At 61.8% G+C, this 22420-nt stretch carries 18 protein-coding genes and 1 pseudogene; 5 read left to right on the top strand and 14 right to left on the bottom strand.

Annotated features, from left to right (window positions below; all coding sequences use genetic code 11):
* Positions 1 to 2: 2 nt before the first annotated feature.
* Together tatA and H146_RS0104155 are read right to left on the bottom strand one after the other, a co-directional pair.
* Positions 3 to 266 carry a Sec-independent protein translocase subunit TatA gene (gene tatA, locus H146_RS0104160; protein ID WP_019950600.1) on the bottom strand — a complete coding sequence of 88 codons (264 nt, stop codon included), beginning with the start codon at positions 264 to 266 and terminating at the stop codon, positions 3 to 5.
* A gap of 98 nt (positions 267 to 364) precedes the next feature.
* Complete coding sequence (locus H146_RS0104155; RefSeq protein WP_019950599.1) at positions 365 to 703, bottom strand: phosphoribosyl-ATP diphosphatase; 339 nt, start codon at positions 701 to 703, stop codon at positions 365 to 367.
* 506 nt (positions 704 to 1209) lie between these two features.
* Here H146_RS0104155 and H146_RS0104150 point away from each other — a divergent pair.
* From H146_RS0104150 to H146_RS18395, 3 genes are all read left to right on the top strand, one after another.
* Entirely contained in the window at positions 1210 to 2625 is a 1416-nt protein-coding gene (locus tag H146_RS0104150) for an MFS transporter (RefSeq protein ID WP_033195443.1), read from the top strand.
* Between the two features lie 183 nt (positions 2626 to 2808).
* Positions 2809 to 4416 carry a carbohydrate porin gene (locus tag H146_RS0104145; protein ID WP_026351739.1) on the top strand — a complete coding sequence of 536 codons (1608 nt, stop codon included), beginning with the start codon at positions 2809 to 2811 and terminating at the stop codon, positions 4414 to 4416.
* A gap of 303 nt (positions 4417 to 4719) precedes the next feature.
* A complete protein-coding gene (locus H146_RS18395; RefSeq protein WP_083920776.1) occupies positions 4720 to 6165 on the top strand; it encodes an MFS transporter in 1446 nt (481 codons plus the stop codon).
* An 82-nt stretch (positions 6166 to 6247) separates the two neighbouring features.
* On the opposite strand, the gene H146_RS21225 is transcribed toward H146_RS18395, so the two are convergent.
* Positions 6248 to 6412 (bottom strand): hypothetical protein, encoded by a 165-nt coding sequence (locus H146_RS21225; protein WP_156826689.1) that lies wholly within the window; start codon positions 6410 to 6412, stop codon positions 6248 to 6250.
* On the opposite strand from H146_RS21225, the gene H146_RS0104135 reads away from it, so the two are divergent.
* The gene (locus H146_RS0104135) at positions 6411 to 9032 is read left to right on the top strand and encodes a DUF5695 domain-containing protein (RefSeq protein WP_019950595.1); all 2622 of its coding nucleotides are present in this window, start codon (positions 6411 to 6413) and stop codon (positions 9030 to 9032) included. The genes H146_RS21225 and H146_RS0104135 overlap by 2 nt on opposite strands.
* A 56-nt stretch (positions 9033 to 9088) precedes the next feature.
* Here H146_RS0104135 and ubiB read toward each other — a convergent pair whose 3' ends face one another.
* The 9 genes from ubiB to H146_RS0104090 form a co-directional block, all read right to left on the bottom strand.
* A complete protein-coding gene (ubiB, locus tag H146_RS0104130; RefSeq protein WP_026351738.1) occupies positions 9089 to 10714 on the bottom strand; it encodes a ubiquinone biosynthesis regulatory protein kinase UbiB in 1626 nt (541 codons plus the stop codon).
* Complete coding sequence (locus H146_RS0104125) at positions 10714 to 11352, bottom strand: ubiquinone biosynthesis accessory factor UbiJ (RefSeq protein WP_019950593.1); 639 nt, start codon at positions 11350 to 11352, stop codon at positions 10714 to 10716. The genes ubiB and H146_RS0104125 overlap by 1 nt, the downstream gene beginning before the upstream one ends.
* A gap of 58 nt (positions 11353 to 11410) precedes the next feature.
* On the bottom strand, positions 11411 to 12157 hold the full coding sequence (gene ubiE / locus H146_RS0104120; RefSeq protein WP_019950592.1) for a bifunctional demethylmenaquinone methyltransferase/2-methoxy-6-polyprenyl-1,4-benzoquinol methylase UbiE: 747 nt from the start codon (positions 12155 to 12157) through the stop codon (positions 11411 to 11413).
* Between the two features lie 94 nt (positions 12158 to 12251).
* On the bottom strand, positions 12252 to 12647 hold the full coding sequence (locus H146_RS0104115; protein ID WP_019950591.1) for a gamma-butyrobetaine hydroxylase family protein: 396 nt from the start codon (positions 12645 to 12647) through the stop codon (positions 12252 to 12254).
* Between the two features lie 356 nt (positions 12648 to 13003).
* On the bottom strand, positions 13004 to 14368 hold the full coding sequence (gene hslU / locus H146_RS0104110; RefSeq protein WP_019950590.1) for an ATP-dependent protease ATPase subunit HslU: 1365 nt from the start codon (positions 14366 to 14368) through the stop codon (positions 13004 to 13006).
* A 2-nt stretch (positions 14369 to 14370) separates the two neighbouring features.
* Complete coding sequence (gene hslV / locus H146_RS0104105; protein WP_019950589.1) at positions 14371 to 14892, bottom strand: ATP-dependent protease subunit HslV; 522 nt, start codon at positions 14890 to 14892, stop codon at positions 14371 to 14373.
* 191 nt (positions 14893 to 15083) lie between these two features.
* Positions 15084 to 15884, bottom strand: coding sequence for an SPOR domain-containing protein (locus tag H146_RS0104100; RefSeq protein ID WP_019950588.1), 801 nt, complete (start codon positions 15882 to 15884; stop codon positions 15084 to 15086).
* On the bottom strand, positions 15885 to 17573 hold the full coding sequence (gene argS / locus H146_RS0104095; RefSeq protein WP_019950587.1) for an arginine--tRNA ligase: 1689 nt from the start codon (positions 17571 to 17573) through the stop codon (positions 15885 to 15887).
* Positions 17574 to 17883: 310 nt separating this feature from the next.
* Entirely contained in the window at positions 17884 to 20121 is a 2238-nt protein-coding gene (locus H146_RS0104090; RefSeq protein ID WP_019950586.1) for a primosomal protein N', read from the bottom strand.
* Between the two features lie 197 nt (positions 20122 to 20318).
* Between H146_RS0104090 and H146_RS0104085 the strand changes: the two genes are divergently transcribed.
* The gene (locus tag H146_RS0104085; protein WP_019950585.1) at positions 20319 to 21590 is read left to right on the top strand and encodes a malic enzyme-like NAD(P)-binding protein; all 1272 of its coding nucleotides are present in this window, start codon (positions 20319 to 20321) and stop codon (positions 21588 to 21590) included.
* Between the two features lie 57 nt (positions 21591 to 21647).
* Here H146_RS0104085 and H146_RS21220 read toward each other — a convergent pair whose 3' ends face one another.
* Positions 21648 to 22106: a hypothetical protein gene (locus H146_RS21220; RefSeq protein WP_156826687.1), complete on the bottom strand. Its 459-nt coding sequence runs from the start codon at positions 22104 to 22106 to the stop codon at positions 21648 to 21650.
* Between the two features lie 112 nt (positions 22107 to 22218).
* Positions 22219 to 22420 (bottom strand): annotated as a pseudogene (locus H146_RS21680) (IS3 family transposase); the annotation flags it as partial.

The following is a 22420-nucleotide window of genomic DNA, read 5'->3' as shown; positions in this document are numbered from 1 at the left end:
GGTTATTTCCGCACGTCTTCTTTCTCTTTGCCGCTCTCTTCAGCGCGACCCTCGAAGGTGTCGCTGTCGCGCTTCTCTTCGTGGCTGACGCGCTGCTGCGACTGTGCCGACGACTTGTCGTCGTCCTCCTCGTTGACGGCCTGCTTGAAGCCCTTGATGGCACCGCCCAGGTCACCGCCCAGGTTACGAATCTTCTTGGTGCCGAAAATCAGAATGATGATGCCCAGTACAATGAGCAGCTGCCAGATACTGATACCACCCAACATGGTGTTTCTCCAGTCTGTTCTGCCGGGGCAGAGGCTATGTGAAACGCTACTCTGCACCAGGGCTGTTGCAGGGTTTTGACAGGGCGCGACGCCGGGCGCTACTCGGTCGGCCGCGAGGCTTTTTCTTCCAGCCCCGAAATGCCCTGACGTCGAGCCAGTTCTTCCAGCACAGTATGATGGTCGAGCCCGAGGTGAGACAACATTACCATACTGTGAAACCACAGATCGGCGGTCTCGCCGATCAGTGCCTGGCGCGCGCTGTCGTCGCCGTTTTCAGCGTCGCGCGCGGCGAGAATGGTCTCGACCGCTTCTTCGCCGACCTTCTCCAGAATTTTATTCAGGCCACGCTGATGCAGACCCGCCACGTAGGAGGTGTCGGCATCGCCGTGGCGACGGCTTGCCAGCCGCGTCTCGAGTTCGTCGAGGAGGGTGCTCATGAAAAATCCGTTCTTCCGCCAGAATACCAGAATTGGCCAATGATCGGCTTATACCACTACCGGCAGGTCGGTGTCGATGAAGGGCTGGCCCGGCTATCGCGATCATCGATACAGCAGGGACGTTCAGTGTCCGAAAGCGAGTGGTATCCCCATGCAATGGCCCGGCGCGCCGCTATTCGCGGGCCTGCCCTTTTGGCCGCAAGCGACGAATGCCAGGCAAACTTTGGTCTCGTGTCCACAACCTCCTTTGCATCGTAAGGGATTGAGCCAGTTTTTATTTGCGCAGTGCAGTGCCTTATTGAAATGAATTGATATAAAAAATGATATTAGTGAGCAATTAAACCTCGTAATAGCGTCTCCCATGTCGATCAGTAGCGAGCCAATCCCCGCTTGTCCACGACTCCTGGTTGACTAAATGCACATCTGCTTCTCCTTGCGACTGTCGTGTGAAATCGACCAGGCCAGTGATGAGTAGCAGGGGGCGTAGTTTGATGCGAGGTAGTGATATGCAGGCTGACATTTCGTCACTAGAAAAGGGAAGCGAGTGCGCCGGGTCCGGAGATAACCTTTCGGTAAGGGAGAAAGTGGGTTACGGGCTGGGCGATGCCGGTGGCACGATTATTACTGCACTCATAGGCAGTTTTTTGACCTATTTTTACACCGATGTTTTCGGTATCGCGCCTGCTATTGTCGGGGGCATATTCCTGTCGCTTCGCATCGTTGACGCCTTTACTGATCCCATCATGGGCATGCTGGCCGATAGAACCAGTTCACGCTGGGGAAGATATCGTCCATGGCAGCTCTGGATGGCACTGCCGATGGGAGTGGTTCTTTTCCTGACCTTCCTGTCGCCTGGATTGGAGGGCAGGGCGCTGGTGGCTTATGCGATCGCTACCTATTTCCTGCTGTCGCTGTGCTATACCGCCTCCAATGTGCCCTACTGCGCCATGATCAATGCCATGACAAAAAACTCCCAGGAGATGGTGGCCTGTCAGTCCTATCGTTTTGCGTTGGCCGGTACTGCCGGACTATGTATCACGGTTGGGCTGCCGATGCTGGTGGAGTGGCTGGGACAGGGCAATGAGGCCAGAGGCTATCAGTGGGGCGTCGCGCTGATGGCAGTACTCTGTACGGTTATGTTGCTGGCCTGCTTTGCCACCGTCAGGGAGCGCGTCAAGAGCAGCTATAGCGGTAGTGAAAGCCATTACAAGCTGAAAACCCTGATCGCCAATACATGGAAGAACGATCAGCTTGTGCTGATGTTTTTTATCATTTTTCTCAGCATCAATATCGGTATGATCAAGGGAGGTGCGACGCTTTATTTTATCCAGTATTACCTGGAGGAGTCCTCGGCCTTTACTTCGCTCTTCTTCGGTGTGGCCTCTATCGGTATCGCTGGTAGTTTTATGGTCAAATATATCGTCAAGAAGATCGAGACCGTTCGGTTCTTTATTTTAACCAACCTCGTGCTGGGAGTGTCTTCCTGCCTGGTGGTATTCATCCCGGGCGAGTACACGAAGGTCTGGTTGCTGCTTAATGCACTGGCTGCCATTTTCTATAGTTTTACACTGCCTCTGGCCTTTTCCATGATGGCTTTCACCGATGAATATGGTGAATGGAAAACCGGAAAAAGAACGTCGGGTATGACGTTTGCCTTCAATCTTTTCTTTATCAAGCTGGCATGGGCCACGGGTGGCGCGGTCGTCAGCTTTGTCCTCTCCATTGTCGATTATACGCCCGGTCTCGAAAATCAGACTCACGCTTCGGTGACCGGCATTCTGATGCTGGTCACCGTAATTCCCGGCGTAGTGCACTTTCTGGTGGCACTGCTCACCTATTTCTTCAAGGTGGATGAAACTTTTCTGGCCACCATCAAGCAGGACCTGGAGAAGCGTTCTGAAGGTGATTTTCATCAGACCTGATACTCATTTTACGTTATCAATATGCTGGTGAGACGCCATATCGAATGGCAGGGGGGTTCCTGAAAAGGGCCTCTTGTCTTCGATGGTCGCCTGAAGGGTGCCCTGAATATTCAAGGCAGTGCCAAAATGTTCTGCGGTTTTCATTGAACATCAAAAGAAAAATAGAAGGCCGGGGGTTGTCTGATGAGATCGGTTTCGTTTCGCCGTTTTTTGATTTTATTCGTAGCCTTGCTTTGCTGCTGTTCTTCAATTGCCTGCGCGACAGAAAATGAGCTGACTATCGAGGAGCGTATCGAGAGACTCGAGGCGCGTCTTGATGCTTCCGAACAGCGGGCCGATCAGGCAGAACGAGAGGCAGAGCAGGCGGAAAGACAGATCGAGAGCGCAGGGAATGCCGGATCGTCACCCTCGGAGACGGGAAAAATTGCGCTTCAGTCAGGCCGTCTTGCGCTGAAAGGGGCATCGGCAGAGGAGGATACGCAATTGCCGGAGGTGGAATTGCCATCCGATAAAAGCGACAGGTTCGTTTTTCATGCCTATAGCCGTTCTTCGCTGATACTGGGCGATAATTTCAAGAGCGTGCCGATCAATCCCAATATGACACCGGCCGGGCGTTACGATGGCGCTCTGGGGCTGCTGGGTAATGAGAAGGATGTCTTCTTCGAGGGGCTTTTCAGCTATGAACAGAACTACGAAAACGGTGCCCACACGCGCTATAACCTGATGATGTCCGACCAGAACAATAGCCTCAACGACTGGACGGCCGAGGAGTCGACTTTCAACGTGCGCCAGGCCAACGTTGAGTTCAGTCACCTGCCGTCATTTACCGGTCCGATGGAAAATACCATCCTGTGGGCGGGCAAGCGCTTCTACCCCGATGAGCTGGGTATTTTCTTTCTGGGTGGTGTCGGAGCGGGAATTCAGGATATACAGCTGGGCGAAAACTGGGATACCGATATTTCCTTCGTGGGCCGCAGTTTCGGCGACCCTGCAGTACCCGGTGTCGTTTATCCGGGCGACGTCGATGATGCGGATGACGAGGGTGCGTACAGCACCGATGCCCTTGTTCTTTCCAACAGCCACCATATCGGCAACTGGTATCTGATGCTCAGCGCCATGTCCGCCAGGGATAACGATAAGCGTGACATTGACGGCGAAGGAGTTGCCGCCGATACCGGCCTCCATGCCATGGTGGCTTACAAGGATGACGATAGCTTTTACGGTCTGGGTGACGGTAATTTCAGAGCGGCCCTGTTGATGGGGAAGGGCCTGGGAGCGCAGGTCGTTTCGCTTGGTGTCGACCAGAATTTGATTGATAGTGCCGAGGGCGTTCGAGTGGAGACTCGCGGTACGACGTATATTACGCCCGACTGGCGCATCGAACCCTGGCTTGCCGCCTTTAGCGGTCGTAACCGTTATTCGCAGGGGGATAAACAGGATTGGGTCACGCTGACCGTACGCCTTGTCAACGAGGTTAACCGTAACTTCGAGATGCAGTATGAGACCACCTATCAGTGGATGAATATCGACCCCGCCGGCCTGACCTACGAAGATGACGATGTGACAAGGAATTTCAGACCCATAGAGGGTTCTTATCGGCGTTTTACCGTGGCGCCGACGATAAAACCCAAAGTGGGCGGTTTCCTGGTGCGCCCCGAGATTCGTTTCTTTGCCAGTTGGAGTAACTGGGACAAGAGTATCAATCGTTTCTGTCGCACTGACAGTCTGGGTCGTGACAATTTTGACGGTAATGAGTGGACCTACGGCATTCAGATGGAAACCTGGTTTTAAGGCCGGAAGATCACGCCAGCCATGTGCCATGAGGTTCGACATCAAGACCATGGTCGGATGGTGGTCAAGGCTTTTTTTGGAATACTGCGTAACAAGGATTTTCCATAAAAATAGCGGAACGACATGGATCGGTAGCATGGGAGACATTATTCAGGAGTCGGCCGGTTGCCATAATGTGTGCCCTTGAGCAGGATGTCGCGCTCATGGGGCCGAACAGAAAAATGAAAAACACGCCTCGATAGATCCTTTGGATGATCGGAGAGACGGTTTGGGTGGTGGTATCCATTGCAAAGGAGGCCTGTTATGCGCGCTGAAATTTCAACTCCCGTTGTAGAAAATGTTGTAGAAAAAACGGATAGAGCCGTTGATTCCGGAGATCATCTGTCGATACGGGAAAAAATAGGCTACGGTCTGGGAGATGCCGGTGGAACCATCATTACCGCATTGATCGGCAGCTTCCTGACCTACTTCTATACCGACGTTTTCGGCATTGCGCCGGCGATCGTCGGCACTATTTTCCTGTCGCTGCGCGTTATCGATGCCTTTACCGATCCCATGATGGGGATGCTGGCCGACCGAACCCGATCGCGATGGGGGCGATATCGCCCGTGGCAGCTATGGATGGCGCTGCCGATGGGAGCTGTACTCTTCCTGACCTTCTTCTCTCCCGGTCTTGAAGGTAACGCCCTCGTGGTTTACGCCATCATTACCTACTTTCTGCTGTCATTGTGCTACACGGCATCCAACGTGCCCTATTGCGCAATGATCAACGCCATGACCCGCAATTCGAAGGAGATGGTTGCCTGTCAGTCCTATCGGTTTGCGCTTTGTGGGCTGGCGGGATTGTGCATTACCGTTGGCCTGCCGATGCTGGTGGCGTGGTTTGGGCAGGGCAATGAAGCCCGGGGGTATCAGTGGGGCGTGACGCTGATGGCGGTGCTTTGTGCCATTATGCTGCTGGCCTGCTTTGCAACCGTCAAGGAGCGCGTGGCGAGCAGTTACAGCGACACCGAGCGTTATAATCTGAAGACGTTGATCAGCAACACCTGGCGCAACGATCAACTGGTACTGATGTTCTTCATTATTTTTCTCAGTATCAATGTCGGGATGGTGAAAGGGGGCGCGCTGCTCTATTTTATTCAGTACTACCTTGGAGAGTCACCGGCCTATACCTCTCTTTTCTTTGGGGTAGGTTTTGTCGGCATCGGCGGCAGTTTCATGGTCAAGTATATTGTCCAGAAGATAGAGACGGTTCGCTTCTTCATTCTGACCAATCTTGTGCTGGGTATTGCCTCCTGTCTGGTCGCCTTCATTCCCGGTGAATATTCGACGCTGTGGCTGGCGCTCAATGCGCTCGGCGCCGTCTTCTACGGCTTTGTGCTGCCGCTGGCCTTTGCCATGATGGCGTTTACCGACGAATACGGCGAGTGGAAAACCGGCAAGCGTACCTCGGGCATGACCTTTGCCTTCAATCTTTTCTTTATCAAGCTGGCCTGGGCGACCGGCGGTGCGATCGTCAGCTTCACGCTCTCTCTGGTCCACTATCAACCCGGCCTGGAGAATCAGACGACAGCTTCGGTTACCGGCATTCTGCTGCTGGTTACCGTGATTCCCGGGGTGCTGCATTTTATGGTGGCGCTGGCGACCTACTTCTTCAAGGTGAACGAACGTTTTCTCAAGACCATCAAAAGCGATCTGGCGCAGCGCGCTGAAGGGACGGGCGAAGGGCAGGAACAGCCGAAGGCTTGAGTGCCCTGCACGATAGAGACTGGTGACAGCGACGATTCGACAGGTGACAGGGCGACCTCCATGGCGTGCGGTCGGAGACATCTCAGCCGCCTTGTCCGGAAATCTTCATCCATTGAGACCTTTTCAGGGAGATAGCAGTGAGAACATCACCATTTTTTGCAGTGCTGATGACGAGCAGCTTTGTCGGTGGGGCCGGTGCCGCCGGTGGGCTGGCCGCACCTGCCGGCACGGCAGGATCATCGAGCATGGCAGTCCACTCGATCGGGCAGCTCGAGTTCGAACTGCGCCCGGATACACAGACGCTGTCGCGTCTGTCACCAACCGAGGAGCCCGGCTTCAGTTTCGTGCCGAGCTGGCTCGAGAGCGAGCGCTCCGGTGACGGTTACAATCATATTGGCGATCTCAACCTGCGGGTGCGTGCGCCGGGAAGCGAATGGCGGGATTTCTCCTCATCGACTCACCGCAAGCCGATCCATCCGCTTCCTGCCGAGGGAGAGGTGATCGCCGCCGCCGATATCACCGCGACCATGGGCGAGCAGCCGCCTTTCCGGGTCGAGCGGGTGTGGGCACGGGACAATGGCCGACTGGCGCTGCGCTTTCGCATTACCAACGTCACCGAGCAGGCGCTGGAAATCGGCGTGCTGGGCATGCCGATGGTGTTCGACAATATCATCGATGGGCGGACGCTTGACGAAGCGCACACCCGGGCCAGCTTTGCCGATCCCTATATCGGTCGCGACGCCGGCTATGTGCAGGTGACTCGACTCAACGGCGAAGGACCGGCGCTACTGGTGTTGCCGGAGTCGAATACAGCACTGGAGGCCTACAAGCCGCTCAAACAGCCGGACAAGGCGCCGAATTCGATCTTTACCGACCGCTCCAGCCCCAACTTTTTCGAAGGTTTTTACGACTGGACGGTGTATTCGCGGGGGTATGTCGAGCGCGAGTGGCGTGACGCCGGGCGGCAGTGGAATACGCCCGGTTCGGAAACGCTGGCGCCCGGCGAGACGGCACAGTTTGGCCTGCAGTTCGTGCAGTCGCCGACGATACGCGCCATCGAGGAGACGCTCATTGCCCATCAGCGGCCGGTGGCCGTCGGCCTGCCCGGCTATATTGTCCCGGCGAATCAGAGCGCGCTGCTGTTCGTGCGGGCGCCGAGTGCGATCGAGCATATCGACAGTGACCCGGCCGGTGCCCTCGAGGTAAGCCGCGAAGGCAGCGTCAATGGCTGGACAAAACTGAAGGTGAAGGTCGGGGGTTGGGGGCGCGCCCGCCTGACTCTGGGGTATGCCGACGGTCAGCAGCAGACGATCAGCTACTATCTTGTCAAGCCGTTGTCGCAGGCCGTTGCCGATCTGGGACACTTTGCCACCACCGAGCAGTGGTATGACAATCCGGATGACCCTTTCGGCCGCGCGCCTGCCATTCTGAGCTATGACAGCGAGGCCGGCGGGGTAGTGCTCTCCGACTGGCGTATGTGGATCCCCGGCATGAGCGATGAGGGCGGCGCGGGGAGCTGGATGGCGGCGATCGCCAAACAGCTCAACAATCCCGACCCGCAAGAGATCGCAAAGCTCGAGCGATTGACGGATGAGACCGTGATCGGCAGGTTGCAGGTTGCCGAGGGCGAGCACGCAGGGGCGATCAAAAAGAGCCTGGTCTGGTTCGATCCCGAGCGCTTTGCCGACATGTACCCGGGCTATGCAGAAGACCCGGAAAGGTTCAGGTGGTCCTGGGACAAGGAGGAGAGTGATCGGCTCGACCGCTCCTACAACTACCCCTGGCCTGCCATCAACCACTGGGTGCTGTACCGGCTGGCGCGCAATCACGAGGGGCTGGTCAAGCGCCACGACTGGCAGTTCTATCTCGACAATGCCTACAGGGTAGCGGTGGCCATGCCGCGCGACGCCGAACTCTATGCCGAATTCGGTCTGATGGGCGGCGAGGTCTTTCTCGAAATTCTCAAGGACCTGCAGCGCGAAGGGATGACCGACAAGGCGGAGCAGCTGGAAAGCCTGATGCGCGAGCGTGCCGAGCACTGGCACAGCCTCGAGTATCCTTTTGGCTCCGAGATGCCGTGGGACTCCACCGGTCAGCCGGAAGTCTATGCCTGGATGCGCTATTTCGGCTTTGATGCCCAGGCCGAACAGACCCGTGAAGTCATCCTCGGTTATGACCCAACAATTCCCGGCTGGGGCTATAACGGCAACGCGCGACGCTACTGGGACTTCGGCACCGCCGGTAAATACGAGCGTTTCGAGCGCCAGATTCACCACTACGGCTCGGCGTTGAACGCCGTACCGCTGCTCGACGCCTTTCGCCGCGACCCGTCCGACTTTCATCTGCTGCGCGTCGGCTATGGCGGCATGATGGGACCCATGGCCAGCATTCACCGCAACGGCTTCACTTCCACTGCCTTCCATGCCTGGCCGGACATGATGAAGTGGGACCCTTACAGTGGCGATTACGGCATGGGTTTTTTCGGCCATGCCTATGCCATCGGCACCTATGTCGTCAATCATCCCACCTTCGGCTGGCTTGCCCTTGGCGGAGAGTTGCAGGCATCGGCAGACAGCATTCGTGTTGTCCCCCTGGAAGAGGCGCAAAAGCGGCTGTTCATCGCGCCGGCGGGGCAGTGGATCACCCTGCAGGCGGGGCGGATTCAGAGCGCCACCTACCAGAGTACGAGCGGCGACATCACGCTGACGCTCGCCCCGGCCGATGACTTTACGTCGACGGCGCGTGTTTTCCTGCAGGCCACCACGGATGATGCCTCAGCGCTGCGAGTGGCGGATGCGGTCTTCGAAAGAGGGGGCTATTCCGTGCCGCTTTCAAGGGGCGAGACGACCATTCGGCTGGTGCCATAGGCCGTTGAGGCGGCGGCCGAAGTGGCACAAGGCGCACGGTTTTAGGGCGATGTGACTCAGCGCCATACCACCAGCACCAGCCCCACGGCGGCGGCCACTACCACGCTCCAGTGCTGGGTTTGCGCCCACTGGGTGATCGGCTGCCAGGCCAGTGCCGCGGCGACCAGCGCCAGGCCGATGCGGATACGTCGCGCGCCGCGGCGCACGCCGCTCAACGAGGAGTGCAGGGTGGCCAGCGCCTCGCTCTGGCGCTCACGATGCTTGCGCTGATGCTCTACCTGCGACAGCGCCTGGTGCGCCAGTACCGGCAGCTGCGGTACGCGCTGGGCAAGATCGGGTGCCTGGCGCTTGAGCTCCTCCCAGAAGCCGCGCGGGCCGGCGCGATCGTGCATCCAGCGCTCGAGGAAGGGCCTGGCGGTGTTCCACAGGTCGAGCTCGGGGTAGAGGCTGCGGCCCAGCCCCTCGATGTTGAGCAGCGTCTTCTGCAACAGCACCAGTTGCGGCTGTACTTCCATGTGAAAGCGCTGCGCGGTCTGAAAAAGCCCCATCAGCACCTGCCCGAAGGAGATATCCTTGAGCGGCTTTTCCAGGATCGGCTCGCACACCGAGCGGATCGCCGCGGCGAACTCGTTGGCGCGGGTGTTTTCGCCCACCCAGCCGGATTCGATGTGCAGCATGGCGACTTCGTAGTAGTCCTGACGGAAGAAGGCGATGATGTTGCGCGCCAGATAGTCCTGATCCTCGCGGGTCAGGCTGCCCACGATGCCGCAGTCGATGGCGATGAAACTGGGGTCGCGCGGGTCGCTGATATCGACGAAGATGTTGCCCGGGTGCATGTCGGCGTGGAAGAAGTTGTCGCGGAACACCTGGGTGAAGAAGATCTCCACGCCGCGCTCGGCGAGCAGACGCATATCCACGCCGTTGGCCTCGAGCTTGTCGGTATCGGCCACCGGCACGCCGCGAACCATCTCCTGGGTCATTACCCGCCGACGGGTGCGGGGCCAGTAGATGGTAGGGACGTGCAGCAGCGGCGAGTACTGGAAATTGCGCTTGAGCTGGGAGGTGTTGGCGGCTTCCTTCTGCAGGTCGAGCTCGTCGAAAAGCGTCGACTCGTAGTCCTCCACCACCTCGACCGGGCGCAGACGTTTCGCCTCCGGCCACACCTTGAGCAGCAGCCTGGCAAAGGTGTAGAGCAGCTTGATGTCGCTGCGCATCACGGCGTCGATGCCGGGGCGGATCACCTTGACCACCACCTCTTCACCGCTGTCCAGCCGCGCGCTGTGCACCTGGGCGATAGAGGCCGAGGCCAGCGGCTCGGCATCGAACGCCTCGAACAACTCGCCCACCGGCGCGCCCAGTTCCTCCTCGATGATGGCGCGTGCGGTTTCGCCGGGGAAGGGGGGCACCTGATCCTGCAGGCGCTTGAGCTCGACGGCGATATCCGGTGGCATCAGATCGCGCCGGGTGGAGAGCATCTGGCCAAACTTGATGAAGATCGGCCCCAGGTTCTCCAGCGCCAGGCGCAGCCTTTCCCCGCGGCTCTTGTCGCCTTTGGGAAAGAGGCGGATTGGGGCCACGGCCATCAGCAGGCGGGCGTAGCGCGGCAGGCGGTCGAGAGGAATCAGATGATCAAGCCGGTAGCGCGTTACCACCCAGGCGATGCGAATCAGGCGCCACAGCATCATGAGGCAGGGCCCTCGCCGCGCTGGCGGGTGAGCCGGTCAAGGCGCGCTTCCAGCCGGTCGCTGGCGACCTCCAGCCGGGTCAGTCGCGCCCTGGCGATATCGAGCAGGTCACGGCTTGCCAGCCACTCTCCCTCCTCGATCATGTAGGCGCGCAGGTCATGCTCGAAGCTTTGCGAGGTGTCGCGGCCAAAACGCCCCAGCCGCGCAAGGCCGGTAGCGATGCCGTGTGCCGGGGACTCGCCCAGCCAGCGCGCCAGCGCGCCCTCGGCATCCATGTCGAGATCCATCACCAGTTCACGGGCCTTCATCAGAGTGGCGAGGCTGCCGTGCACGATCAGCCGATTCTGTGTCATCAGTGACTGCACCGGCGTTCCTCCCAGCAGCGCGCCCAGGCTGTCGCCGTCGAGCTCGACCCGGCTGTCGGCGCTTTGCCAGCTGGCCTCGTCGGCCTGTGCAAGGTGCACGCCCTCGGGCGTGAAGTCGATCGCCAGGCGCAGCGGCGGCGAGGCGAGTGCCACCACCAGACGCTGGCCGGCCAGCGAGCGCAGCCGCGTCGTAGCGGCCGGATCGCGCGCCAGCAGGCGATTGAAACACTGTTCGCCTCGTCGCAGAAGGCCGTGGGTCACAAAGGACATCAAGGCATCAGTCCCTGCTTGCGAAAAAGAAGTGAGACGATCGGTGCGGTCACCGGCTTCAGAATTTGAAGCCGCGATGCAGCGCGACCACACCGCCGGTCAGATTGGTGTATTCGACCCGCTCGAGACCGGCATTTTCCATCATCGCCTGCAGCGTCTGCTGGTCCGGGTGCATGCGGATCGACTCCGCCAGATAGCGATAGGAGTCGGCGTCGTTGGCCACCCAACGGCCGATGCGCGGCAGCACATGGAAGGAGTACTGGTCATAGACCTTCTCGAAGACCGGGTTGCGCGGCTTCGAGAACTCGAGCACCAGCAGCCGACCGCCGGGCTTGAGCACGCGCGCCATGGACGCCAGTGCGGCATCCTTGTCGGTGACGTTGCGAAGGCCGAAGGCGATGGTGATGCAGTCGAAGGTATTGTCCGGGAACGGCAGCGCCTGGGCGTCGGCCTGCACCACCTCGACCCGGGCGCCGACGCCGCGGTCGAGCAGCCGGTCGCGGCCCACCTGCAGCATCGAGGCGTTGATGTCGGCCAGTACCACCCGCCCCTGGGGGCCGACCCGCTGAACGAATTTCTCGGTCAGATCGCCGGTGCCGCCGGCGATATCGAGTACCGTCTGGCCGCGGCGCACGCCGGAGCGCTCCAGCGTAATACGCTTCCAGAGGCGATGAATGCCCATCGACATCAGGTCGTTCATGACGTCGTAGCGCTGTGCCACGCTGTCGAAAACCTTCTCGACGCGACCGGCTTTCTCCTCGACGGGAACCTCTTCATAGCCAAAGTGGGTGGTCTGCTTTTCCATGCGATCTTCCCGTCTGCTCGGAGTGGGTGCAGCCGAACTGTGGCGGCGCTCAAAAAGCCATTGTAGCTGCCACTGTCAGGTTTGTCCTGACGGCTCAGGAGCCCGACTGCAATGGAATACCCAGGGGTTCGCGGGAGGCGCCGGCCCTGTCGAGTTCGTGGAGGTAGTCCTCCCACCAGAGCTCGCGGTTTTCGATCATCTCCCACAGATACGCGTAGGTGTAGAGGCCGCTGTCGTGGCCGTCGTCGAAGTGCAGCTTGAGGGCATAGTTGCCCACTGGCGTGATGTTCTTGAGACCCACGTACTTCATGCCGGTCTGCAGCACCGCCTGCTCCGGGCTGTGGCCGCGCACCTCGGCGGATGGAGAGTAGACCCTGAGCATTTCGGCGCTCAGGCGAAAGGTCTGCTGTTCGCCGTCGATCTGCCAGGTGAGTGCCAGTTCGCGGCTTTTTTGATGGTAGTGGGCGTTGGTGAGGGGGGGCGTTGTCATGGCACCTCCGATAGTGACGCAGAGAAGAGCAGGGCGCCCTGCCCGAGGCTGCTGACCAGGTGTTCCGGCATTGCTGTCGGATCGGAAAAGCCTTTCACGGGGGCGCTGTAAATCCTTCCATGGACAGCTAAGGAAACGCTGCATAAATGCCTGCGCCAGCGAATCGCTGCGTTGCGTGGTACTGGTGCGCCAGCCCGGTCGAACACTCGACTAACCCCATGTTATGTCTCGTGTTCTGTGTTCCATGCGCCTTGCGCTTCATCTCGCTCGTCGATTTATTCAGCGTTTCCCTGAATTCGCCATCCATGGCGAATAACCCTCGCTGCAGGCTGTTGCCGAACCTCTCCGCCAGGCTGCTAGAGAATATAGCGCGACAGATCCTCGTCGCGGGCCAGCTCGCCGAGGCGCTCGTCGACGTAGGCGGCGTCGATCACCAGCGGTCCCTGCATATCACTGCCGTCGAACAGCGCCTCTTCCAGCAGCCGCTCCATTACCGTATGCAGACGGCGCGCGCCGATGTTTTCGGTGCCCTCGTTGACCTGCCAGGCGGTACGCGCAATGCGTTCGATGCCGTCGTCGGTGAATTTTACATCCAGCCCCTCGGTCTTCATCAGCGCCTCGTACTGGCGCGTCAGCGACGCCGACGGCTCGGTCAGGATGCGCTTGAATTCGTCCGGTGACAGCGCCGACAGCTCCACCCGGATCGGCAGGCGGCCCTGCAGTTCGGGAATCAGATCCGACGGTTTGGAGAGGTGGAACGCCCCGGAGGCAATGAACAGGATGTGATCGGTGCGCACCATGCCGTGCCTGGTGGAAACCGTCGAGCCCTCGATCAGCGGCAGCAGGTCGCGCTGCACGCCCTCGCGGGAGACATCACCGCCACTGCCCGACTCGGCGCGCTTGGCGACCTTGTCGATCTCGTCGAGAAAGACGATGCCGTTTTGCTCCACCACCTCGATGGCGCGCTGCTTGAGATCCTCGTCGTTGACCAGCCGTCCGGCCTCTTCGTCGCGTACCAGCCGGCGCGCTTCGGCAACCGTGATGCGCCGCGTTTCACTGTTCTGCTTGCCCATGCTGGAGAACATGTTTTGCAGCTGGCTGGCCATCTCCTCCATGCCCGGCGGCGCCTGGAAGTCCATGCCCTGGCCGGCGGGGGAGAGTTCGATATCGATCTCCTTGTCGTCCAGCTTGCCTTCGCGCAGCTGTTTGCGAAAGGTCTGGCGCGTACCGCTGTCGCGGCTCTTGCCGCTGTCATATTCGCTGCCTCGCGCCGGCGGCAGCAGGGCGTCGAGAATGCGCTCCTCGGCGGCGTCCTCGGCCCTGTTCTGCACCTGCGCCTTGGCCTGCTCGCGCACCAGCTTCATCGCTGCCTCGACCAGGTCACGCACGATCGACTCGACGTCGCGGCCGACATAGCCCACCTCGGTGAATTTGGTCGCCTCGACCTTGATGAAAGGCGCGTTGGCGAGTTTTGCCAGCCGGCGTGCGATTTCGGTCTTGCCCACCCCGGTGGGGCCGATCATGAGGATGTTCTTGGGCGTGACCTCGGCGCGCAGCGACTCGTCGAGCTGCATACGCCGCCAGCGGTTGCGCAGGGCGATCGCCACGGCGCGCTTGGCCTCGGCCTGACCGACGATGTACTGATCCAGCGCGTGAACGATCTCGCGCGGGGTCATATGGGATTGCGGCAGTTCGGGAACAGTCGTATTCGTCTCGGTCATGATCAGTCCAGCGCCTCGACGGTGATGTGATGGTTGGTATAGACGCAGATATCCGCAGCGATGTTGAGGCTTTTTTCGGTGACCTCGCGAGCAGAGAGCTCGGTATTCTGCAGCAGGGCGCGGGCGGCCGCGTTGGCGTACTGGCCGCCGGAGCCGATGGTGATGATGCCGTATTCGGGTTCGAGTACATCGCCGGTGCCGGTGATGATCAGCGAGGCGTCCTTGTCCGCCACCGCCAGCATCGCCTCCAGCCGGCGCAGGGCGCGGTCGGTGCGCCACTCCTTGGCCAGTTCCACCGCCGCCTTGGCGAGGTGGCCCTGGTACTTGTCGAGCTGCGCCTCGAAGCGCTCGAAAAGGGTAAAGGCGTCCGCCGTGCCGCCGGCAAAGCCGGCCAGAACCCGGCCGTGATGGAAACGACGTACCTTGCTGGCGTTACCCTTCATGACCGTATTACCCAGCGATACCTGCCCGTCGCCGGCCAGCGCGACCTGTTCACCGCGGCGTACGGAGACAATCGTGGTCATCGGCGCTACTCCGATTGAAAGGGTGCCGTCACAAGCGGTGTAGATTCCGCCGATCTGCTGGGCACCCGATGACTTTGACGCCGGCCACCGCCAGTGGGCGGCACGCCAGGCGCCATGTGATCCTTGTTCGGAAATGCGGGCTGGCATCCGGCAAATCAAGTCACGGCGTAGCGCGGTTGCCGACGAGGGGGTCAGCGCTGGCGAATCTGCATCGGCTCGATGCCGCGCGCCTGCATCAGCCCGCGGGCACGGGCCAGTTCGCCGCTGTCCTGGTAGGGGCCGGCCTGAACGCGATACCAGGTGGTGTTGTCGGCGGTGCGCACCCGGGTGACCTGCGCCACCAGCCCCAGGTCACGCAGTCGTCCGGCCATGTTGTCGGCGTCGAGCTGTGACTGAAACGACGCCGCCTGCAGCATATAGCTGGCACTGTTGCCGGTCTGTTGCTGTGACGAGGACGAGGCGCTGCCGGAGGATTGACGCTGCTGCGCCTGGCTGCGCTGGGCGACGATACGCTGAATGGCATCGCCACCGCCGTCGGCGTCATTGCCGGCCTGCGATGTCGGCGAGGTACCGCCGTCGTTTTCGACGATGCGCTGGGCGTGCTGTTCGATCACCGCCCCCTCGGCGCCGGGGCGCGGTGAAGCTACCTCGTCGGAGTTGGGGGCGATGACCTCGGACTCCGGCAGCAGGGTATAGAACTCGAAGGTAGGCATGCGACCCTCATCATTGCTGCTCTCTGCGCCGCTGTCGCTGCCTTCGCCCGGCGCCGCGGTGTCGGAAGCGCCGCCGCTGTTGGTCTGGCGGGTCACGATCGAGGCGATCGGGTCGCGCTGATCGGGAGCGTCCTGCTGTAGATACTGAGCGCCGGCAAAGCCGGCGATGACGCCCACCAGTCCCCATAGCCAGCCCGGGACGTGAAAGCCGTCGCTCTGGCGCTTGCCACCGCCGCGGCTGGTGGCGCCCTTTCTGCTTTTGCTCTGGCGCTGTGCCATTTACATCTCCCGGGGTGCACAGACACCCAGCAGGTCGAGGCCGTTGCGCATCACCTGGCGCACTGCCATGCCCAGCGCGAGGCGCACGTTGCGCAGCTCATCTTCGTCGACCATGACGCGCACAGCGTTGTAATAGCTGTGAAAATCGCTGGCCAGCTCCTGCAGGTACTGAGCGATCTGGTGCGGTTCGCGCCCGCTGGCGGCGCGTTTCACCACTTCCGGCCAGCGCCCCAGGCGGTTGAGCAGCTCCTTTTCACGCTGATCCTCCAGCCGATGCAGGGCGTTGGCCGCCGAGTCGGCATCGAAGGGTTTGCCCTCGGCGGCGGCCTTCGCTTCCACGCTGCATACCCGGGCGTGGGCATACTGGGCGTAGTAGACCGGGTTGTCGCTGGACTGCGAGCGCGCCAGGTCGATGTCGAAGGTCATCTGCGAGGTGGCCGCGCGCGAGACCAGGAAGTAGCGTGTGGCATCGCGACCCACTTCGTCGATCAGATCGCGCAGGGTGACGTAGTCGCCGGCGCGCTTGGAGAGCTTGACCTCCTCGCCGGAACGGGTCACCAGCACCATCTGGTGCAGCACGTACTCCGGCCAGCCTGCCGGGATGCCGGCCTCCAGCGCCTGCAGACCGGCGCGCACACGGGTCACGGTGGAGTGGTGGTCGGCGCCCTGCTCGTTGATGACGGTGGTGAAACCGCGCTGCCACTTGTCGAGATGATAGGCGACATCGGGCAGGAAGTAGGTGTAGCCACCTTCGCGCTTGCGCATCACCCGGTCCTTGTCGTCGCCGAAGTCGGTGGTGCGCAGCCACAGGGCGCCGTCGGCCTCGTAGGTGTGGCCGCCGTCGATCAACTGCTCGACGGTGGCCTCTACCCTGGCGCTTTCGTACAGCGACGATTCGAGATAGAAGATATCGAATTCGACGCCGAAGGCGCGCAGATCAAGATCCTGCTCGTGGCGCAGCCAGGCGACCGCGAAGGCGCGGATTGCTGCCATGTCCTCGGGGTCGGCGGCGGCGGTCACGCGGCGGTCGTCGGCGCTCACCGTCTCGCCCTGCATGTAGGCGTGGGCGACGTCCTGAATGTACTCACCGCGATAGCCGTCCTTCGGCCAGGCGGGATCGTTGGGCTCGATACCCTTGAGGCGTGCCGCCACCGACAGGGTCAGGTTATCGATCTGGGCACCGGCGTCGTTGTAGTAGAACTCCCGCGTAACGCTATAGCCATTGGCAGCCAGCAGCCGGCACAGGCTATCGCCGACTGCCGCGCCGCGGCCATGGCCGACGTGCAGCGGTCCGGTAGGGTTGGCGGAGACGAACTCGACCTGCACCTTCTGCCCGCCGCCGTCGTTGTTGCGGCCGTAGTCGTCGCCGGCTTCCAGGATATCGAAGATGACCTCGCCGGCGGCGCCGGCGTTGACGAAGAAGTTGATGAAGCCGGGGCCGGCGATCTCGACTTTCGATACCGCATTGGCGTCGGGCAGCGCTTTTACCAGCCGCTCGGCCAGCTCGCGGGGGTTCATGCCGGCCGATTTCGCCAGCGTCAGCGCCAGATTGGAGGCGTAGTCGCCGTGCGCCCGGTCGCGCGCCGCCTCGACCTGAATGTTGTCGTCGCGGCCGGCGACCGGCAGGGCGCCTTCGGCACGCAGGGCGTCGAGGGCGGTTCGCAGCAGCAGGGTAATCGTCTCTTTCATGCGGGCATCAGTCTTTTAAAAGGCGGGTCGTGTCGGCAAAACCCGTGTGCGGTGGCCGTCGAGACAGCCATTATCGTTCAACGCTGGGCAGTGTCAAAATCGTTGGTCGAGAGGGCAGGCATCCGGCGTGCATTTCGGAATCGGCTCCTGCCGCCGAAAGCAGGTTTCCACAAGGGCGCCATGAATCCTCCCTGGACGCTACTATCGCCCTCCCTGGCGATAGACCCTTGTTTCAACCCGCTCACGGCTCCCATTACATGGCAATCATGAGGGTGCTACAGGGGCATACAGCCCTTTTGCAAGCCTTCTCTCAGTACATCTCCTGCGGATCGATATCGATCGAATAGCGCAGGCGGCGGGCGTCGCGCTGCCCGGCGAGCCACTCATCGAGCCATGCGGCGGCTTCGTGCAGGGCGCTGCGCTGCTCGGCAATCAGCAACAGCTGGACGTGGTAGCGGTTGTGACGGCGCTCCATCGGCGCCGGCACCGGCCCCAGGCACTGCACTGCCAGGCCGCGCTCGCCCAACCACTGGCGCAGTGTGCCGGCGGCGCGTTCGAACAGATCGCTGACCGCCTCCTTGCGGCTGCTCTCGCCGCGCAGCAGGGCCACAAAGCGAAAGGGTGGCAGCCCGGCGATGCGGCGCTCCTCGAGCAGCTGTTCGGCCAGCGCGTCGTAGCCCTGCTCAACGAGGGTGAGCAGCGCCGGGTCCTGCGGATGGAGGGTCTGAATCAGCACCCGCCCGGCGTGCTGGGCGCGCCCGGCGCGACCCGCGACCTGGGTCAAGAGCTGAGCGCTGTGTTCCAGCGAGCGAAAATCGGCGCCATACAGGCCGCCATCGGCGTTGACCACTACCACCAGCGTTACATGGGGAAAGTGGTGGCCCTTGGCCAGCATGCGGGTGCCGACCAGCAGGCAGGGCTCGCCGCGGCGAATTTCGGCCAGCTGCTGTTCGAAGGCGTCGCGCCGGCGCGTGCTGTCGCGGTCGATGCGCACGATGGGGGTGTCGTCGAAGGCCTCGCTGAGGGCTTCTTCGGTACGCTCGGTGCCGGCGCCGAGCGGGCGCAGATCGCCACTTTCGCACTGCGGACAGGCCGCCGGCACCGGAGCGCTTTGCTCGCAGTGATGGCAGATCAGCCGATAGGGGTCGCGGTGCAGGGTCAGGCGCGCATCGCAGTGGCGACACTCGGCCAGCCAGCCGCACTGGTGGCAGGCCAGCGTGGGCGCGAAGCCACGGCGGTCGACGAATACCAGCACCTGGCGGCCGGTGCCGAGGTGCTCGCCGATCGCCGTCAGCGCCTGCGGCCCCAGCCCGCCGCGCTGCGGGCGGCCACGCAGGTCGACCAGCGACATGGCGGCGGGCTGGGCATCGCCGGCGCGGCGGGTCAGGCGCAGGTGGCGGTAGTGGCCGCTGCGCGCCCGTGCGAGGCTCTCCAGCGACGGCGTGGCGCTGCCCAGCAGTACCGGAATGCCGTGATAGTGAGCGCGGGCCACGGCGAGGTCGCGGGCGTGGTAGCGCAGGCTGTCCTGCTGTTTGAAAGAGCCGTCGTGCTCCTCGTCGACGATGATCACGCCGGGTCTGGCCAGCGGCGTAAAGACCGCCGAGCGGGTGCCGATGATCACCGCCGCGCGACCGGCGCGGGCGGCCTCCCAGCTGTCGAGCCGCTCGCCGTCGCTGAGACCCGAGTGCAGCGCCAGTACCGGGGCATTGAAGCGTTTGCGAAAGCGCGCCAGGGTCTGCGGTGTGAGGCCGATCTCGGGCACCAGGACCAGCGCCTGGCGGCCGCGATCGAGCACCGCCTCGATCAACTGCAGATAGATTTCGGTCTTGCCACTGCCGGTGACGCCGTGCAGCAGCGAGGCCTGAAAGCGCTCCAGATCCTCGTGCAGGGCGCTCAGCGCGGCGCTCTGCTCGCGGTTGAGCGGCAGCGACGGCTCCGCCAGGCTGTGGCCGCCGGCGCCCTGTTCGGGGGCGGCGATGTTTTCCTCGCAACATTCGATCAGGCCGCGATCATGCAGAGCGCGCAGCTGGCTGTGGCTGAAGCTCATGGCGGTGATCGCCGAGGTGACCATACCGCGCGGGTGTTGGGCGATCGCCGCCAGCAGTTCGGCCTGACGCGGCGCGCGGCCAAGCTGCTCGCCGGGCGTGTGACCGGCTTCGGTGATACGCCAGCGTGTCCGGGTGCGGGCTTCCAGCGGCCGCCCCTGGCGCAGCGGCGCGGGCATCGCACCGGCCAGCGTATCGCCCAGCGAGTGCTGGTAGTAGCGCGCCGCGAAGCGGCATAGCCACAGCCAGTCGGCCGGCAGCGGGCTGCGGTCGATCAGCGCTTCGATCGGCTTCAGGCGCTCGCGGGGAAGCGCGCTGGGTGGATCGAGCGCCACTACCACGCCCACCACCGAGCGTCGGCCGAAGGGCACTCGCACCCGCACGCCGGTCGTCCAGCCCCCGTCAGGCGTGTCGTCGCCGGGCAGATAGTCGAAGGTGTGTCTGAGTGGTGAGGGCACGGCGACCGACAGCAGGGTAGCCTCGGTCGCGGCTCGGCTGGTCAAGGGCACGGCTCCATCGGGGTTGGGGCATTCGCGGCCGGGACAGAGTATCACGGTCGATTGTGGGGCAGGGGTCTAATGCCTTGTAGTTTTACTGTACCCGCATGGTGGCAGGGTTTTGCCCGAGACGTTCCCTTGTGGGAATACGACTTTTTATTTAGGCTTCATCGGATTGAAAGCACCTCTATCGGAAATTACTCATGTCAGAAGACCGCAAGCAGGCGGCGCTGGATTACCATTCGCAGCCTATCCCCGGCAAGCTCAGCGTCGAAGTCACCAAGCCCACCAGCAGCTCGAAACACCTCGCCATGGCCTACAGCCCGGGCGTTGCCGAGCCGGTACGCGAGATCGCCAAAAACCCCGAGGACGCCTATCGCTACACCGGCAAGGGCAACCTGGTAGCGGTGGTTTCCAACGGCAGCGCCATTCTCGGCCTTGGCAACCTCGGCGCGCTGGCCAGCAAGCCGGTGATGGAGGGCAAGGGCGTACTGTTCAAGCGCTTTGCCGGCATCAACGCCATCGATATCGAGGTCGACACCGCCGACCCCGAGGCGTTTATCGAGACCGTGGCCAACATCGCCATCAGCTGGGGCGGTATCAATCTTGAGGATATCAAGGCGCCGGAGTGCTTTCGCATCGAGCGCGAGCTGAAGTCGCGCTGTAATATTCCGGTGTTTCACGACGACCAGCACGGCACGGCCATCGTGACCGCCGCCGGGCTGCTCAACGCCCTCGATATCGCCGGCAAGTCGCTTGAAAACGCGCGTATCGTCTGCCTCGGCGCCGGTTCAGCGGCGATCGCCTGCATGGATCTGCTGATCGCCTGCGGCGCCCGTCGCGACAACATTCGCATGCTCGACAGCAAGGGCGTGATTCACGACGGCCGCGATGATCTCAACGCGTTCAAGCAGGGCTACGCGGTCACTACCGAAGATCGCAGCCTGGACGACGCCATTGATGGCGCCGACGTCTTCATCGGCCTCTCCGGCCCGGATCTGCTCTCCGCCGCGCAGCTCGCGAAAATGGCTCACGACCCGGTGGTGTTCGCCTGCTCCAATCCCGACCCGGAGATTCATCCCGACGTCGCGCGAGAGGCGCGCGACGACGTCATCATGGCCACCGGTCGCTCTGACTTTCCCAACCAGGTCAATAATGTGCTGGGCTTTCCGTTCATCTTCCGCGGTGCCCTGGACGTGCGCGCCAGCGAGATCAACGAGGCGATGAAGGTCGCTGCCGTCCATGCCCTCAAGGGCCTGGCGCGTGAGCCGGTCACGCAGGAAGTGCTGGAGGCCTATGAGGTCAAAAGCCTCGAGTTCGGGCGCGGCTATATCATCCCCACGCCGATGGATTCGCGCCTGCTGGGGCGGGTGTCGGCGGCGGTAGCGCGTGCGGCGGTCGACTCCGGCGCGGCCAGCCGCGGCTATCCGACGCACTATCCGCTCGAGAGCGTCGACGACGTTTACGGCGGCTGAGTCACCGCCGTATCTGCAGTGAGGCGCTGGCTGAGCGGCGCCTCATCTTCTTCAGCCTCATCTCCTTTCAAAGACTTCGCGTATGACCTCCACCGTCCGCGAGGCCAGCAAGGGGTCTTCCGCCAGCATCGGATAGCGGGCAGAGAGCCTGTTGGAGAGCCGATACCCGTTCTGCATCACTGACCGAATGATAACGTCGAGATCCATGTCGGGGGCTTCGAAGAGTGTCTTGAGCGCCTGCCGGGCATCATCGTTGGCTTTTAAGAGACCCGCCTCCCGGTGCATCTCCTGTTGCAGTGTCTGCGCCACCACGTCATGGAGATAGGTGACGTGCCGTGTAAGCTCGGGATAGCGCGCGCCTCCGGATAAGCGTTGAAATGCAGGTTGTACTCCCTTCCGACTCTTCCGGGTCCCTCCTGCTGAACTGTACACCGGCAGGGGCTGAACAACCTGTAGATTGAACTGCTCATTGAGCCAGGCATAGCCGAGAGGTGCATGCATTTTGATGATCGCCAATGAAATACAATTAAAAAACGGTGGTTCAACTGTATTTTAATTACCGGATGGTGGCGACTATCAAAAGGCGGAGCCTGTCAACATAGTTGGCACATTAAATGACTTCGGCTCTTTAAAATCCTGCGGCTTGTGGCACCGGGTTCCGCTCGGGATTGAGGTGCACCACATCCGGCAGGCTGAGCTTGCGGATGTCGCCCGACCAGCGCTCCGGGTGACGCTTTTTCGCCGCCTCGAAGACCTCACGACGCTGCGCCAGGATGCCTTTGGCCTCGCCGTTATGGCGCTGGCTCGGTGTGACGTAGCGAAGCGCGCTG

This window comes from Kushneria aurantia DSM 21353 (assembly GCF_000382245.1).
Classification (GTDB): Bacteria; Pseudomonadota; Gammaproteobacteria; order Pseudomonadales; family Halomonadaceae; genus Kushneria; species Kushneria aurantia.
The sequence above is the reverse complement of the archived record's forward strand: the minus strand, read 5'-3'. Positions and strand labels throughout refer to the sequence as shown.

Excerpts from the sequence above, each read along its gene's own strand:
- tatA (WP_019950600.1), bottom strand. The coding sequence starts at position 266 with ATGTTGGGTGGTATCAGTATCTGGCAGCTGCTCATTGTACTGGGCATC.
- H146_RS0104155 (WP_019950599.1), bottom strand. The coding sequence starts at position 703 with ATGAGCACCCTCCTCGACGAACTCGAGACGCGGCTGGCAAGCCGTCGC.
- H146_RS0104150 (WP_033195443.1), top strand. The coding sequence starts at position 1,210 with ATGCAGGCTGACATTTCGTCACTAGAAAAGGGAAGCGAGTGCGCCGGG.
- H146_RS0104145 (WP_026351739.1), top strand. The coding sequence starts at position 2,809 with ATGAGATCGGTTTCGTTTCGCCGTTTTTTGATTTTATTCGTAGCCTTG.
- H146_RS18395 (WP_083920776.1), top strand. The coding sequence starts at position 4,720 with ATGCGCGCTGAAATTTCAACTCCCGTTGTAGAAAATGTTGTAGAAAAA.
- H146_RS0104135 (WP_019950595.1), top strand. The coding sequence starts at position 6,411 with ATGGCAGTCCACTCGATCGGGCAGCTCGAGTTCGAACTGCGCCCGGAT.
- H146_RS21225 (WP_156826689.1), bottom strand. The coding sequence starts at position 6,412 with ATGCTCGATGATCCTGCCGTGCCGGCAGGTGCGGCCAGCCCACCGGCG.
- ubiB (WP_026351738.1), bottom strand. The coding sequence starts at position 10,714 with ATGCTGTGGCGCCTGATTCGCATCGCCTGGGTGGTAACGCGCTACCGG.
- H146_RS0104125 (WP_019950593.1), bottom strand. The coding sequence starts at position 11,352 with ATGTCCTTTGTGACCCACGGCCTTCTGCGACGAGGCGAACAGTGTTTC.
- ubiE (WP_019950592.1), bottom strand. The coding sequence starts at position 12,157 with ATGGAAAAGCAGACCACCCACTTTGGCTATGAAGAGGTTCCCGTCGAG.
- H146_RS0104115 (WP_019950591.1), bottom strand. The coding sequence starts at position 12,647 with ATGACAACGCCCCCCCTCACCAACGCCCACTACCATCAAAAAAGCCGC.
- hslU (WP_019950590.1), bottom strand. The coding sequence starts at position 14,368 with ATGACCGAGACGAATACGACTGTTCCCGAACTGCCGCAATCCCATATG.
- hslV (WP_019950589.1), bottom strand. The coding sequence starts at position 14,892 with ATGACCACGATTGTCTCCGTACGCCGCGGTGAACAGGTCGCGCTGGCC.
- H146_RS0104100 (WP_019950588.1), bottom strand. The coding sequence starts at position 15,884 with ATGGCACAGCGCCAGAGCAAAAGCAGAAAGGGCGCCACCAGCCGCGGC.
- argS (WP_019950587.1), bottom strand. The coding sequence starts at position 17,573 with ATGAAAGAGACGATTACCCTGCTGCTGCGAACCGCCCTCGACGCCCTG.
- H146_RS0104085 (WP_019950585.1), top strand. The coding sequence starts at position 20,319 with ATGTCAGAAGACCGCAAGCAGGCGGCGCTGGATTACCATTCGCAGCCT.